The organism is Hydrogenophaga luteola, from assembly GCF_042648585.1.
Classification (GTDB): domain Bacteria; phylum Pseudomonadota; class Gammaproteobacteria; order Burkholderiales; family Burkholderiaceae_C; genus Hydrogenophaga; species Hydrogenophaga luteola.
This window is the reverse complement of the sequence record NZ_JBHRXX010000001.1, coordinates 634,786-647,943: the sequence shown is the minus strand read 5'-3', so window position 1 is coordinate 647,943 and position 13,158 is coordinate 634,786. Positions and strand designations below refer to the sequence as shown.

Here is a 13,158-nt window from a genome sequence, read left to right as displayed (position 1 = left end):
TCGTTGTTCCGTGGGCCGCTCAGCGCACCGTGACGCGGGCCATTTCCTGGCCGTCCGGGCTCATCACGTGGGTGGAGCAGGCCAGGCAGGGGTCGAAGCTGTGCAGGGTGCGCAGGATCTCCAGCGGCTGCTCGGGGTTGACCATGGGCGTGTTCATGAGCGAGGCCTCGAAGGCGCCGATCTGGCCCTTGGCGTCGCGCGGCGAACCGTTCCAGGTGGTGGGCACCACGCACTGGTAATTCTCGATCTTGCCGTCCTTGATCTTGATCCAGTGGCCCAGCATGCCGCGCGGTGCAGCGACCGTGCCCACGCCCTTGGCTTCCTTGGGCCAAGTGGCGGGGTCCCACTTCTCGACGTTGGCGGTGGACGTGTCGCCGTTCTTGATGTTCTGCACCAGCTGGCGGAAGTCGTCCATCATCATCTCGCCGCAGTACTGGCTCTCCAGCGCACGGGCCAGGGTGCGGCCGATGGTGCTGGGCAGCATCTGCTTGAGCGTGTAGTTGGTCTCCGGCAGGCCCAGCGCCTTGGGGATGGCGCTGTTGATGGCCACGGCCGAGCTCTCCAGCTGCTCCTTGACACGCTGGCAGTACTTGTTGCCCTGCAGAGCGTGGGCGTAACCCAGGATGTAGCGCGAGAGCGGGCCGACCTCGACCGCGTGGCCGCGCCAGCGCGGCGACTTGATCCACGAGTACTTGGCCGACTCGTCGAGCTGCTCGATCTTGGTGCGCGTGCCCTTGAAGTTCGGGCCTTCGGGCTTGTAGTTGGGCTCGGTGATGCCGTCCCAGGGGTGCAGGCCTTTGCTGTCGTTGCCGTAGGTGTACCAGCTGTGGGTCACGAACTCCTGCACCTGCTCGGGGTCGCGCGGGTCGATCGGTTCGATCTTGTCCCAGTTGCCGTCCAGGATCACGCCGCCGGGCAGCTGGTGCGTGCTGTGGTCGTACGGCACCTTCTCGTAGGTGCCGTAGTCGGCCACGTTGGTGGCCGAGAGGCCACCGCCGTAGAGCCAGCCGGCCTGCTTGTAGATGGTGCCGATGGCCAGCACGTCCGGGATGTAGACGTTGTTGTTGAACTCGATCATTTCCTTGATGCGGGCTTCGACGAAGTTCAGGCGCTCCATGTTGATGGGCGCGCCGGCAGCGCCGTCGCCGTCGAGGTTGATCGCGCAGGGCACGCCACCGACCATGTAGTTCGGGTGCGGGTTCTTGCCGCCGAAGATGGTGTGCACCTTGACCCATTCCTTCTGCAGGTCCAGGGCCTCCAGGTAGTGGGTCACGGCCATCAGGTTGGCCTCGGCCGGCAGCACATAGGCCTTGGAGCCCCAGTAGCCGTTGCTGAACGGACCCAGCTGGCCGCTTTCGACGAACTTCTTGAGACGGTTCTGCACGTCGCGGAAGTAGCCGGGCGAGCTCAGTGGGTGCGAGGGCGAGACCAGGTGCTGCAGGTCGCTGGTCTTCTTGGGGTCGGCGTTCAGGGCCGAGACCACGTCCACCCAGTCCAGCGCGTGCAGGTGGTAGAAGTGCACCGCGTGGTCGTGGACCTGCAGGGTCTTGGCCATCATCTCGCGGATCAGGTGGGCGTTCAGCGGGATCTTGATGCCCAGTGCGTCTTCCACCGCACGCACCGAGGTCAGCGCGTGGCAACCGGTGCAGACACCGCAGATGCGCTCCACGAAGGCCCAGGCATCGCGCGGGTCGCGGCCTTTCAAAATCACTTCCAGGCCGCGCCACATGGTGCCGGTGGAGACGGCGTTGCGGATGACGTTGTTGCTGTCGAGGTTGACCTCGCAGCGCATGTGGCCCTCGATGCGGGTCACGGGGTCGACCACCACGCGGCGGCCGGAGTTGTCGAGCTTGAAGCCCTGCGTTTCGTAAGCACCCATGTCGTGTTCTCCTGGCCTCAGGCGTGGTTCTTCGATTTCTCTTTGGACGTGTCGCGCGCCCGCTTGGCCACCGAGATGGCGGCGTGCGCCGCGACCGCGGCGCCCACCACGCCGGCCGCCGTGCCACCGATCTGGTCGGCGTTGGCCTCGATGCCGAAGGCGTGGATGTCGGTCAGGCGGTCGTAGAACGAGCCCTTGTCCCAGAAGCCGTCTTCGGAGCAGCCGATGCAGCCGTGGCCGGCCTTGATCGGGAAGCTGGTGCCTTCGTTCCACTGCACGGTGGAGCAGGCGTTGTAGGTGGTCGGGCCCTTGCAGCCCACCTTGTAGAGGCAGTAGCCGCGGCGAGCGGACTCGTCGTCCCAGGCTTCGACGAACTGGCCGGCGTCGAAGTGCGGGCGGCGGTAGCACTTGTCGTGGATGCGCTGGCTGTAGAACATCTTCGGGCGGCCCTGGCGGTCCAGCTCGGGGATGCGGTCAAAGGTCAGCATGTAGGTGATCACGCCCGTCATCACCTCGGGGATGGGCGGGCAGCCCGGCACCTTGATGATGGGCTTGTCGGTGATGACCTTGTGGATCGGCGTGGCCTGGGTCGGGTTGGGCTTGGCGGCCTGCACGCAGCCCCAGCTGGCGCACGAACCCCAGGCGATGATGGCCTTAGCGTCCTTGGCGACATGCTTGAGCTTGTCGATGAAGGGCTTGCCCGACTGGATGCAGAACATGCCGTCTTCGTTCAGCGGCGGGTTGCCTTCCACCGCCAGGATGTACTGACCCTTGTACTTGGTCATGATCTCTTCGAGGATCGCCTCGGCCTGGTGGCCGGCGGCGGCCATCAGGGTGTCGTCGTAGTCCAGGCTGATCATGGAGAGCACCACATCCTTGGCCAGCGGGTGGGCCGAACGGATGAAGGCCTCGGTGCAGCAGGTGCACTCCAGGCCGTGCAGCCAGAGCACCGGGGTGCGCGGCTTGTTCTCCATGGCGTGGGCGATCTGGGGCACAAAGCTCGGCGCCAGCCCCAGCGAGGTGGCGGTGAGCGAGCAGTACTTCATGAAACTGCGGCGCGAAATGCCTTTGCGGCGCATGACCTCGTAAAAGGTTTCCATCTGGTGGTGTCTCCGTGGGCTGTGTGGGGCGGATCCGGGTCCCGCCCGCAAACGCTGGGAATGGGCAGGTGTGTGACCGTTCGCAATCCGCGGGCCACGATGTGGCCACCAAGGGAAAACACCGACAATGGCTTGTAAACCGTTGTCAGGAAACAAATATTTTCAAAGACCGGTAGATCGCCATTGCCATCCACCATTCAGGATATTCTTAATCCTTCCATTTCCTGAAACAAAATGGAAGTCAAACTTCCACCCAGATATCCAGCCACCGCTCGCCGCATGGACAAAAAAAAGCCGACCCGCAGGGGTCGGCTGATGATTCGGTGCATCTCTTGGGACGCTGAAGGATTTGTTCTGGATAGGACTGGGTTGTCTCCTCGGTCCCCCGCGGTCGCGGCGTCTGGCGCCGTTTGCGAGTGGCGGTACTGTAGCCGCCCGCACCAGACCCGTGCATCCGGGCTTTCCCTTGGTGCCCGGGACCGATGGCACAGGAAATGCAGCGCAGCGCGCGTCGTTGGAAGAGGAAAACACCATGTCGCAAAACGATGCATTCGCCGCCGCCGCCCACCTCCACGTGTTGCTGCGCCGCAAGACCGGCCGCGTGACCGATACCGAGTGGATGGTGAACAACGTGGAATATGCGCAGGCGGTCGTGAGCTTCGCCCGCGAGCGGGCGCGCGAAGACGGCCTGGACGAGCTGCTGCCCCTGGCCGAGCGGCTGGAATCGCTGGTGATTCCGGTGCGCCGGCCCAGTGCGCCGGTGTCGGCACCGGCGCCCCTGGCAGCGGCCGGTGATCCCAGCGCCCGCTACGTCGGCCGTCTCAGATAACAAGTCCCCACGCTCCACCGCTGCGCGGGTCGCTGCCCCCCAAGGGGGCGCGAATTCAGCTTGGGGCGGCCCGGCGCTGATTTCCTGGCCGCCACGCTCAGCCGCGGCTTCTCAGGCGGCCAGCGCCACTTGCAGCGTCGCCACGAATCCGTCGCCGACGCTGCCCTCGACGGTGGCGAGCTGGCGCACGGCGCCGTCGTTGCCGAACACGTTGTCGCTGGCGAGCGAGACGCCGGCGAAGTGGTTCACGCTGGCCGCATAGCCGGCGGCCACGCCGTACACCTGCTCGCAGGCCTCGGCCGGCAGCGCCAGCTGGGACACCAGGCCATGGTCGCCGGTGACCGAATCGTCCAGTGCGTCGTCCAGGCTGTCGTAGACCTGGAAGTGGATGTGCGGCCAGCGGCCGCTGTAGCAACCCGGAAAGATGGTGGAAAAGCGCACCACGCCGTCCTCGTCGCTGACCTGAACCCCGCGCAGGTAGTTCTCCTGCGTGTGCCCGCCCGAATACAGGGAATAGCTGCCGTCGCGCGTGCAGTGCCAGAGGTAGACCGCCCGGCCGGCCAGCGGCGCGCACGACGCCGCCACATCGACCAGGGTGAGCTGCACCGTCAGGGGCACCCCCAGGGCCAGGCCGTCGGCACCCCCCACGCTGCGGCGGATGTCGCTGCGCACGATGCCGCTGAGCGTCAGCGCGTTCAGGCGCTGGCCGGAGGCGCTGGTGCCGTCGGCCGGGTACGGCCCCGCCGTCTCCCCGGGTGTGGTGCTGCAGCTGCCGGCAATGCCCGAGTCGCTGATGTCGTCGTCCGTGTCGCCGCCCCCGCAACCCGGCAGGGCCAGCAGTGGGGTGGCGCCCAGCACCGCGCCCGAGAGCCAGCGAAGGCTGCCGCGGCGGTCGATGCGCTGACGGGTCAGGGCGTTCAGGTCGTGTCTCAATCCATGGGGGGTCATCGGGTTCTCCGCAGGGTCTGCTGATTCAGTGGTGCCGCTGGGCGGGCGCGCGGTCCAGGGCCAGGCCCAGGGTGAGTTCGGCGCGCAGGCCGCCACCGCCCAGGTCGGCCACCACACGGTCCGGCCGCAGCGTGCGGGTGTGCTGCATGTCCAGGCACGGCGGCTTGCGCAGCGTGGGCAGGGCCAGCGGTGCGATCTGCAGCGCCTCTTCCTCTTCTGGCGGCAATGTGGGCAGCAGCAGGCAGCCATCAGCGCGCGCCACCACGTGCCGGCCGTCGTTGAAATAGACCCGCAGGTAGACCGGCACGCTGTTGTCGAGGTAGCGGCCGGGGTAGACGGTGTGGAAGCAGAGCTCGCCCTGTTCGTCGCTCAGCTGCACACCCCGCATCAGCGCGACGGTGCGCAGGTCGTCGGCGGCCGTGTCCAGGGTCCAGCAGCAGGGGTCGTAGTGCCAGATGTAGACCGCCGCGCGCTGGACCGCCTGGCCACCACTGTCCTGCAGGCGCAGCGCCAGGGTCAGCGGCACGCCGGGGCTCTGGTGGGCCAGGTCGCTGCCCCGCGCCGGTGACGCATCAACGAACTCGCGCACCGGGTAGGGCCGGTGCGTGGGCTGCACCGCCAGCAGCGCCCTGGGCGGATGCAGTGCGACGGCGGGGGCCTCACGGAAAGTGATGGGAGGAAAGGCATGGGGCACGGTGTTCATGCCCCGGATGCTGGTCCGCGCCTGTGAAGCGGATGTCGGCAGTGTGTGTCTGCCCCGACACAGGCCGCCACCCCGGCGGGCGAATCAGGCCGCCGGCAGGACCAGGGTGGCGCGCAGGCCGCCCTCGGCCCGGTTCTCCAGCAGCAGGCGGCCGCCCTCGCGCTGCGCCAGGTCGTGGGCAATCGCCAGACCAAGACCGCTCCCCGAGGCGCCCTCGCCGCTCGACAGCCGCACCCAGGGCCGCAGCACTTGCGGGATGAGTTCGGGCGCAATGCCCGGGCCGTCGTCGTCCACCGTCACCCGCACATGGCCATCGGCGCCGTCACCAGCCAGCCGGACGTCCAGCCGCGCTACCCGCCCGTAGCGCAGCGCGTTGTCGACCAGGTTCTCCACGATGCGGCGCAGCGAGGCCGGACGTGCGAGCACCCGCATCGGTGGCGCCGCTGCCGGGAGAGCGGCCAGCGTCACCGCCTGCCCCTGCTCGGCACGGTCGTCGACCAGCGACTGCAGCAGCGCCCCCAGGTCCATCCGCGCTGGCGGCGCGCCGGTGGACTGCTCGCGTACCACCGCCAGCGAGGCGTCGATCAGCTCGTCCATGGCGCGGATGTCCTGCGCCGCGGCCTGCGCGGCCGCCTGCGGCAGCTGCTCCAGCCGCAGGCGCAGCCGGGTGAGCGGCGTGCGCAGGTCGTGCGAGACCGCCGCCATGTGCAGGCTGCGCTGCTCGAACTGCAGTTTGAGTGCCTGCGCCATGCGGTTGAAGGCCTGCGCCGACGCTCGCACCTCGGCCGTGCCGCGGCCCTCGTCGAGCGCAGGCGGATCGCGGCCTTCGGCCAGGCCCTGCGACAGCTTGGTCGAGGCCTGGGCCAGCCGGCGCATTGGCGCCGAGAGCCAGCGCGCGCCGATGGCCGCGCCCACGCCGATGAGCAGCGCGCGCAGCGCAAAGTCCAGCCAGAGGCTGCGCGTGGGCATGCCCGGCAGCGGCTGGCTGTTGCGCAGCGGAAGGTCCGCCATGGGCACGGGTGGTGGCGCACCCCCGTTGCGCGGCCCGCCGACTTCCAGCGGCCCCACCGGTGGCAGCGACGGCAGCGGCGGCAGGGCCGACACGCCCTCGGACGGCAGACGGGCGACCCAGCCGGTACCGGCCGGCGAGACCACCGAAAAGGCGAACAGGTGGCTGATCACCAGGGTCACCCACATCAGCAGGAACAGGCGCAGGAACAGGGTGTCGATGCGGCGCAGGCGTTCGCGCCAGGCGGTGAGGTTCACGGCGCGGCCCTCCGGGGTGCAAACAGGTAACCCGTGCCCCGCAGGGTGCGGATGAGACCGTGCTGCGCGTCGGGATCGCCCAGCTTGTGGCGCAGGCGCGAGACGGCCAGGTCGATGCTGCGCTCGTTGGCCTCCACCCCCGGCGCACGGGTCAGCTCCAGCAGCCGGTCGCGCGAGAGCGCCTGGTCGGGGTGGTCGACGAAGGCCACCAGCAACCGGTACTCGGCCGCCGAGAGCGTGTGCATCACGCCCTCGGGGTCGTAGAGCCGGCGCTGCACGCGGTCGAAGCGCCAGCCACCGATGCGCACCGCCACCGACGCCTGGGCCTGGGCCTGGGGAGTGGCCCAAGCACCGCGCCGCACGGCGCGGATGCGCGCCACCAGCTCACGCGGCTCGAAGGGCTTGGGCAGGTAGTCGTCGGCGCCCAGCTCCAGACCCAGCACGCGCGAGAGCGTGTCGCCCTGCGCGGTCAGCATGATCACAGGCAGACTGGGCTGCACCCGCTTGACCCACTGGCACAGGTCCAGCCCGCTTTCGCCGGGCAGCATCAGGTCCAGCAGCAGCACGTCGACATCGTGCGACGGCAGGCGCTGGCGCATGGCCGCACCATCGGCGACCGCGTCCAGCCGCATGCCGAAGGGCTGGAGAAAACCGGTGAGCAGTTCGCGGATGCTGGGGTCGTCGTCGACCAGCAGGCAGCGGATGGGAAGGGGGGAAGCAGCGGGATCGGACATGGCGAGTGCAGGCTCGGCGGGCGCGCCTGCGGCGCCCGCCAGGGCGCCAGTGTAGGCAGCCCACCCCGCGGCAGCGAGCCTGTGTCCGGATCTTTACTGACCGGACACGATCCAGCGCGCCGCCTTCTCCGCAATCATCAATGTGGGGCTGTTGGTGTTGCCACTGGTGATGGTCGGCATCACGCCCGCGTCCACCACGCGCAGCCCGGCCACGCCGCGCACCCGCAGGTGGCTGTCGACCACGGCCATGGCATCGTCCCCGCGCCCCATCCTGGTCGTGCCCACCGGGTGGAAGATGGTGCTGGCGATGTCGCCGGCCAGCCGCGCCAGCTCTTCGTCGCTCTGGTACTGCACGCCGGGCTTGAACTCCTCAGGCCGGTACTTCGCCATCGCCGGCTGTTCCACGATGCGGCGCGTCACGCGCAGGCTGTCGGCCGCCACTTTCCGGTCGTCCTCGGTGGCGAGGTAGTTGGGCGCGATGGCCGGCGCGTCCTCTAAGCGCGGCGACTTGATGCGCACATGGCCGCGGCTGCTGGGGTTGAGGTTGCAGACGCTGGCGGTGAAGGCCGGGAAGGGGTGCAGCGGCTCGCCAAACGCATCCAGGCTGAGCGGCTGCACGTGGTATTCGATGTTGGCGTGCGGCTGCGACGGGTCGCTTTTCGTGAAGGCGCCGAGCTGGCTGGGCGACATGCTCATCGGCCCGCTGCGCCGCAGCGCGTATTCCAGGCCGATGGCCGCCTTGCCCCAGAGCGAGTTGGCCAGGGTGTTGAGCGTCTTGGCGCCCTGCACCTTGTAGACCGAGCGGATCTGCAGGTGGTCCTGCAGGTTCTCGCCCACGCCGGGCAGGTGGTGCACCGGCGCCACGCCCGCGGCCTGCAGCACCGCAGAGGGGCCGATGCCCGAGAGCTGCAGCACCTGCACCGAACCGATGCTGCCAGCGCTGAGCACCACCTCGCGCGTGGCCGCCACGCGCACGCGCTGGCCGTGGCTCACCAGATCGGCGCCGGTGCAGCGCAGCGCACCCGCCGCATCGCGCTCCAGCCGCAGGCGCTCCACCTGGGTCTGTGTCCACACCGTGAGGTTGGGCCGGTGCATCACCGGGCGCAGGAAGGCCTTGCTCGCGTTCCAGCGCCAGCCCGACTTCTGATTCACCTCGAAGTAGCCCACCCCCTCGTTGTCGCCGCGGTTGAAATCGTCGGTAGCCGGGATGCCGGCCTGCACCGCCGCCTCGGCGAAGGCGTCGAGCACGTCCCAGCGCAGGCGCTGTTTCTCGATGCGCCACTCGCCCGTGCTGGCCACGCTGCGGTGGCCGTGCAGCGCGGCGAACCCGGCATCGCCCTGGCCTTCGGTGTAGCGGTCGAGCCGGTGGTGGTCCTCATGCGCCTTGAAGTCCGGCAGGCAGCGTTCCCAGCGCCAGTCGCTATCGCCTGTCAGCCGCGCCCACTGGTCGTAGTCGCGCGCCTGGCCGCGCATGTAGATCATCCCGTTGATGCTCGAACAGCCGCCCAGCGTCTTGCCGCGCGGGTAGCGCAGCTTCCGGCCGTTCAGCCCCGGATCAGCCTCGGTCTGGAAGAGCCAGTCGGTGCGCGGGTTGCCGATGCAATAGAGGTAACCCACCGGGATGTGGATCCAGTGGTAATCGTCCTTGCGGCCGGCTTCGATCAGCAGCACGCGCCTGGACGGATTCGCCGAGAGCCGATTGGCCAGCAAGCAGCCGGCCGTGCCGGCGCCGACGACGATGTAGTCAAAGGTGGTGGCGGCTTCGCTCATGCGCGGGGTCTCCTCGTTCGTCATTGGTCGGGCTCATGACGCAGCCCGGTAAACGTTCGGCACTGTGCCCGATTCGCCCTTCGACTTCCAATGAAATCCACCAAGCCTAGGTATAAGCTCGGCAAATAATGAACCCACCCGCCCGCCTGCCAACCACCGACCCGCAGACCCTGCGCGCCTTCGTCGCCGTCGCGCGCGAAGGCAATGTCTCGCGCGCCGCGTTGCGCCTGCACCTGAGCCAGCCGGCGGTGAGCCTGCAGCTCAAGACCCTGGCCGAGGCCACCGGGCTGCAGCTGTTCACGCGCACGCCGCAGGGTATGGCGCTCACTCGCGACGGCGCCGCCCTGCTGCCGCTGGCCGACCGTGCGCTGGCCGCCCTTTCGGACTTCGGCCAGGCCGCCGCCGCGCTGCACCAGACCGTACGCGGCACGCTGCGCATCGGCACCATCCTCGACCCCGAATTCACCCGCCTGGGCGCCTTCCTCAAGCAGTTGGTCGAAACCGCGCCGCAGGTGCACACCGAACTGGGCCAGGGCATGAGCGGCGACGTGCTGGCGCGCATCGCGCGCGGCGAACTCGACGTCGGCTTCTTCCTCGACCTGCCGCAGGACCCGCTCGGCCCACCCTACCGGCTGCGCGCGCTGACCCGCTTCACCTACCGCGTGCTCGCGCCCGCCGGCTGGGGGCCGCAGGTGAAAGGCCGGGACTGGAAGGCGCTGGCCGCCCTGCCCTGGCTCGCCACGCCCCCGGCCAGCGCCCACCACCGGCTGCAGCGCCGCGTGTTCGGCCCGGGGTCGCTCACCGGCATCGAACCGCGCCGCGTCGCGCTGGTCGATCAGGAGGCGTCGATGCTGGATCTGGTGAAAAGCGGTGTGGGCCTCAGTCTCGTGCGCGACGCGATCGCGATGCGCGAGGCGCAGGCGCACGGCCTGGTAGTGGCGGACCAGGTGGCGCTGGAATGCGACCTGGGGTTCGTGTGCCTGGCGGAGCGAGCGGGAGAACCGGTGATCGCGGCGGCGCTGGGGGCGTTGGATGCGGTGTGGGGGTGACAATCAGTTCAGTCCAACACCTCATCAGACCATGCTGTTCGGAGACCGACGCACCTTTGCCATAGAAGCCATGGTGGAGCCACATCTGCAAGCGCCATCGGCGGCGTGGGGTCGCTTGTGTATCTGGTGTGAGGATGTATGTATCGGCGACTTTGCTGAAGAGCATTGCGGCTTGTACGACAGCTATGACGGCTTCCGGTCAGTTTTGGCAAATCTCCATTCTCTGTGGCGCGCCGAATTTGCCGACTTGTCCGACCGAGACCTTTGGAATCTGCTAGACGAAAAACTCTACGGCCATCACGGAGATGTCGCCATCGAAGACAACCGCACGATGGCGCAGATAACCCAGGATGCGCAGACCTATGGCCGATTCAACTTTCTCACCAACTGGGGCGAACAGTTCGATCGGGACGGCAAATCTTTCATCGTGTGTACCCCCGAGCAACAGGTCCGCATCCTGAATCTGTCCCTTCCTCCATCCAAGGGCATCGTTTTGCGCGTCTCGATGTTCCCTGTATCCGCTTCCATACGCGCTTTTCTCAAGTGGTTCGAAGGCGAGGCTGGTCGCCTCGGCCATCCTGTGGCATGAAGCCGGATAGGCCACGCTGCCCCCGACAGCCCAGGTTGAACGCATGACGACAGAGCCTGTCTACTTCTACACAAAGAACGACCCGTTCTACGAACTGTCCAATTTCGCTCCGTTCGGATTTGAATACGACGGCGTCTACTGGCCAACGGTGGAGCATTTCTTTCAGGCGCAGAAGTTCCTCGACCCTGGACCCTGAACACCGCGAACGCATTCGTCGCGCGTCCAGCCCCAGAGATGCGCGAGCACTGGGGCAAAGCCGCGCATTCCCATTCGCGCAGACTGGGAGGCGGTTCGCGAAGACGTGATGTACCAAGCGCTGCGCCTCAAGTTCCAGCGCCCGGCGCTCCAGTCGCTCTTGCTTGGCACCGGCACCCGGCCGCTGGTGGAGGCCTCACCATTCGATCACTTCTGGGGTGCCGGCCAGGATGGCTCTGGGCAAAATCGGCTTGGTCACTTGCTGGAGCGACTGCGCCAGGAACTGACCGCCCACAAACCCAGCTAAGCCTCCTATGAATCAACAAGTTGTATTCATCGATGTCGACGAAACACTGGTGAGATCCGTAGGAACGAAACGGATTCCCATGCCCTCGGTTGTCACTCAGGTACGTCGGCTGCATGCGGAGGGCGCGACCTTGTTCCTATGGAGCTCGGGCGGGAGCGACTATTGCCGGGAGACCGCCAAAGAACTGGGGCTCTCAGACTGTTTCACCGGCTTCCTCCCCAAGCCAACCGCGTACATCGATGATCAGCCTGTTCAAGAGTGGCGCGGTTGCCGGCATTTCTATCCCATGCAAGCGGCCGATGCCTGAACCTGGCGTTCACCCGAGCACCTTCTCTTCTTCACGCCCATGCTCTCCCGCATCCACCACGCCGCCATCATCTGCTCCGACTACGAGCGCTCCAAGCGCTTCTACACCGAGGTCCTGGGTCTGAAGGTCGTTGCGGAGAACTTCCGCGAAGCGCGCAATTCCTGGAAGCTGGACCTGGGCCTGCCGGACGGCTCGCAGGTGGAGCTGTTCTCCTTCCCTGGTGCGCCGCCGCGCCCGTCGTACCCCGAGGCGCAGGGCCTTCGGCACCTGGCGTTCGTGGTGGAGGACGTACCGGCCTGCAAGGCGCGGCTGGAGGCGCAGGGGGTGGCGGTGGAGCCGGTGCGGGTGGACGAATACACCGGTCGGCACTTCACCTTTTTCAGCGACCCGGACGGTTTGCCACTGGAGCTGTACGAGGCTTGAGGCCTATGAATCCAGCGCCGGGCCGCCCCAAGCTGGATTCGCACCCCCTCGGGGGGTAGCGACCCGCGCAGCGGTGGAGCGTGGGGGCCTAGTTCAGCTCCATCACCCGCGCCGGAAAGTCGTAGTTCTCGTCCAGCGCACGCGCCGCCATCACCGGCAGCATGTGGGTGATGAACACCTCGCCGACCCAGCGGCGAACGACTGGATCGACCGGATTGGTCTTGGCGTGCAGGGTGAAGGCGCAGAAGCGGGTGATGCCGATGTCTTCGGTCAGGCCCAGTGGCACGTGCGGTGCGCGCAGCTGGCCTTCGGGCAGGGCGTGGGTGGTCTCCAGCCGCCAGGCGCCGAGCATGCGGTCGAAGTGACCGACGGTGCCCTTGCGCCAGATCTCGGCGATGTAGACGTTCCAGGCGCCGGGCTCCTCGGTGATGAAGCCCCAGTCGAACTCGTGGATGGCGTCGGGCTCGGTGTCGAAAACGCCGACCTCGCGCACGTCGTCGCGCATCGCGAACTCGGTGAACATCGCGCCAGGCCCGGTTGGGCGGTCGTCGATGAAGCGGTTGACCGCCACGGGGTCGGCCACGAACAGGGGCTCGGGCTCGCTCCAGGCGCGTTTGGCGCGGTTGAGCAGGCGCGCGGTGGCGTCCACGCTCTTCTGGGCGTTGATGATCCAGTCCATGAAGGTCTTGCGGCCTTCGGGTTTGGACAGTTGCTCGACCGCCTGGTCGAAGGCTGCGTCGTCCTTGAGGTAGCCGTCTTCTCGCAGGCGCAGCACGATGTCCAGCAGCGAGTTGCGGGTGATGTGCTCCAGCGTGTAGGCCAGATCACCGCCCGGATAGTCGGTCATGGTGCGACGGATCCAGTCCATCGTCGCCTCGTGCGACAGGCCTTGCGGCGCGCGCGGCAGGTCGTTGAAGAGGGCGCGCAGCACGCGCACCGTGTCCAGATCGCTGGCCATGTCGGTCCCGGTGTCAGAAAGAGAAGTGAAAGCCCGTGCCGGCGCGCCACAGCGGCGAACCAAGCCCAGTGGACAGCATAGCCCCGGGCACCCGGGGTTGA

Annotated in this window: 14 protein-coding genes and 1 pseudogene; 7 read left to right on the top strand and 8 right to left on the bottom strand. The window is 67.7% G+C overall.

The features are described 5' to 3' along the window. Positions 1 to 19 precede the first annotated feature (19 nt). Together ACFOPI_RS03105 and ACFOPI_RS03100 are read right to left on the bottom strand one after the other, a co-directional pair. Positions 20 to 1,879, bottom strand: a complete 1,860-nt coding sequence (locus tag ACFOPI_RS03105) for a nickel-dependent hydrogenase large subunit (protein ID WP_382170622.1) — start codon at positions 1,877 to 1,879, stop codon at positions 20 to 22. A gap of 17 nt (positions 1,880 to 1,896) precedes the next feature. Then, entirely contained in the window at positions 1,897 to 2,979 is a 1,083-nt protein-coding gene (locus ACFOPI_RS03100) for a hydrogenase small subunit (RefSeq protein WP_382170620.1), read from the bottom strand. Positions 2,980 to 3,511: 532 nt separating this feature from the next. Between ACFOPI_RS03100 and ACFOPI_RS03095 the strand changes: the two genes are divergently transcribed. Then, complete coding sequence (locus ACFOPI_RS03095; protein ID WP_382170618.1) at positions 3,512 to 3,808, top strand: hypothetical protein; 297 nt, start codon at positions 3,512 to 3,514, stop codon at positions 3,806 to 3,808. A 111-nt stretch (positions 3,809 to 3,919) separates the two neighbouring features. On the opposite strand, the gene ACFOPI_RS03090 is transcribed toward ACFOPI_RS03095, so the two are convergent. The 5 genes from ACFOPI_RS03090 to ACFOPI_RS03070 all read right to left on the bottom strand — a co-directional run bounded on the left by ACFOPI_RS03090 (position 3,920) and on the right by ACFOPI_RS03070 (position 9,229). Next, positions 3,920 to 4,756 carry a dioxygenase family protein gene (locus ACFOPI_RS03090; protein ID WP_382170617.1) on the bottom strand — a complete coding sequence of 279 codons (837 nt, stop codon included), beginning with the start codon at positions 4,754 to 4,756 and terminating at the stop codon, positions 3,920 to 3,922. Positions 4,757 to 4,781: 25 nt separating this feature from the next. Beyond that, the gene (locus tag ACFOPI_RS03085) at positions 4,782 to 5,459 is read right to left on the bottom strand and encodes a hypothetical protein (protein WP_382170615.1); all 678 of its coding nucleotides are present in this window, start codon (positions 5,457 to 5,459) and stop codon (positions 4,782 to 4,784) included. A gap of 84 nt (positions 5,460 to 5,543) precedes the next feature. After that, positions 5,544 to 6,725 (bottom strand): ATP-binding protein, encoded by a 1,182-nt coding sequence (locus tag ACFOPI_RS03080; RefSeq protein WP_382170613.1) that lies wholly within the window; start codon positions 6,723 to 6,725, stop codon positions 5,544 to 5,546. Then, positions 6,722 to 7,459 (bottom strand): response regulator, encoded by a 738-nt coding sequence (locus tag ACFOPI_RS03075; RefSeq protein ID WP_382170611.1) that lies wholly within the window; start codon positions 7,457 to 7,459, stop codon positions 6,722 to 6,724. The genes ACFOPI_RS03080 and ACFOPI_RS03075 overlap by 4 nt, the downstream gene beginning before the upstream one ends. Positions 7,460 to 7,552: 93 nt before the next feature. Further along, positions 7,553 to 9,229 (bottom strand): GMC family oxidoreductase, encoded by a 1,677-nt coding sequence (locus ACFOPI_RS03070; RefSeq protein ID WP_382170609.1) that lies wholly within the window; start codon positions 9,227 to 9,229, stop codon positions 7,553 to 7,555. A gap of 128 nt (positions 9,230 to 9,357) precedes the next feature. On the opposite strand from ACFOPI_RS03070, the gene ACFOPI_RS03065 reads away from it, so the two are divergent. The 6 genes and pseudogenes from ACFOPI_RS03065 to gloA2 all read left to right on the top strand — a co-directional run bounded on the left by ACFOPI_RS03065 (position 9,358) and on the right by gloA2 (position 12,099). Next, complete coding sequence (locus tag ACFOPI_RS03065) at positions 9,358 to 10,278, top strand: LysR family transcriptional regulator (protein ID WP_382170607.1); 921 nt, start codon at positions 9,358 to 9,360, stop codon at positions 10,276 to 10,278. A 31-nt stretch (positions 10,279 to 10,309) separates the two neighbouring features. Further along, positions 10,310 to 10,867: a hypothetical protein gene (locus ACFOPI_RS03060; RefSeq protein ID WP_382170605.1), complete on the top strand. Its 558-nt coding sequence runs from the start codon at positions 10,310 to 10,312 to the stop codon at positions 10,865 to 10,867. Between the two features lie 43 nt (positions 10,868 to 10,910). Further along, positions 10,911 to 11,063, top strand: a complete 153-nt coding sequence (locus ACFOPI_RS03055; RefSeq protein WP_382170603.1) for a hypothetical protein — start codon at positions 10,911 to 10,913, stop codon at positions 11,061 to 11,063. Positions 11,064 to 11,102: 39 nt separating this feature from the next. After that, positions 11,103 to 11,369 (top strand): annotated as a pseudogene (locus tag ACFOPI_RS03050) (NADAR family protein); the annotation flags it as partial. Between the two features lie 7 nt (positions 11,370 to 11,376). Beyond that, entirely contained in the window at positions 11,377 to 11,676 is a 300-nt protein-coding gene (locus ACFOPI_RS03045; RefSeq protein WP_382170601.1) for a DUF705 domain-containing protein, read from the top strand. A gap of 39 nt (positions 11,677 to 11,715) precedes the next feature. Next, entirely contained in the window at positions 11,716 to 12,099 is a 384-nt protein-coding gene (gene gloA2, locus ACFOPI_RS03040) for an SMU1112c/YaeR family gloxylase I-like metalloprotein (protein WP_382170599.1), read from the top strand. 88 nt (positions 12,100 to 12,187) lie between these two features. Here the strand turns inward: gloA2 and ACFOPI_RS03035 are convergent, their stop codons facing one another. Then, positions 12,188 to 13,057 (bottom strand): hypothetical protein, encoded by an 870-nt coding sequence (locus ACFOPI_RS03035; RefSeq protein ID WP_382170597.1) that lies wholly within the window; start codon positions 13,055 to 13,057, stop codon positions 12,188 to 12,190. Positions 13,058 to 13,158: the final 101 nt, after the last annotated feature.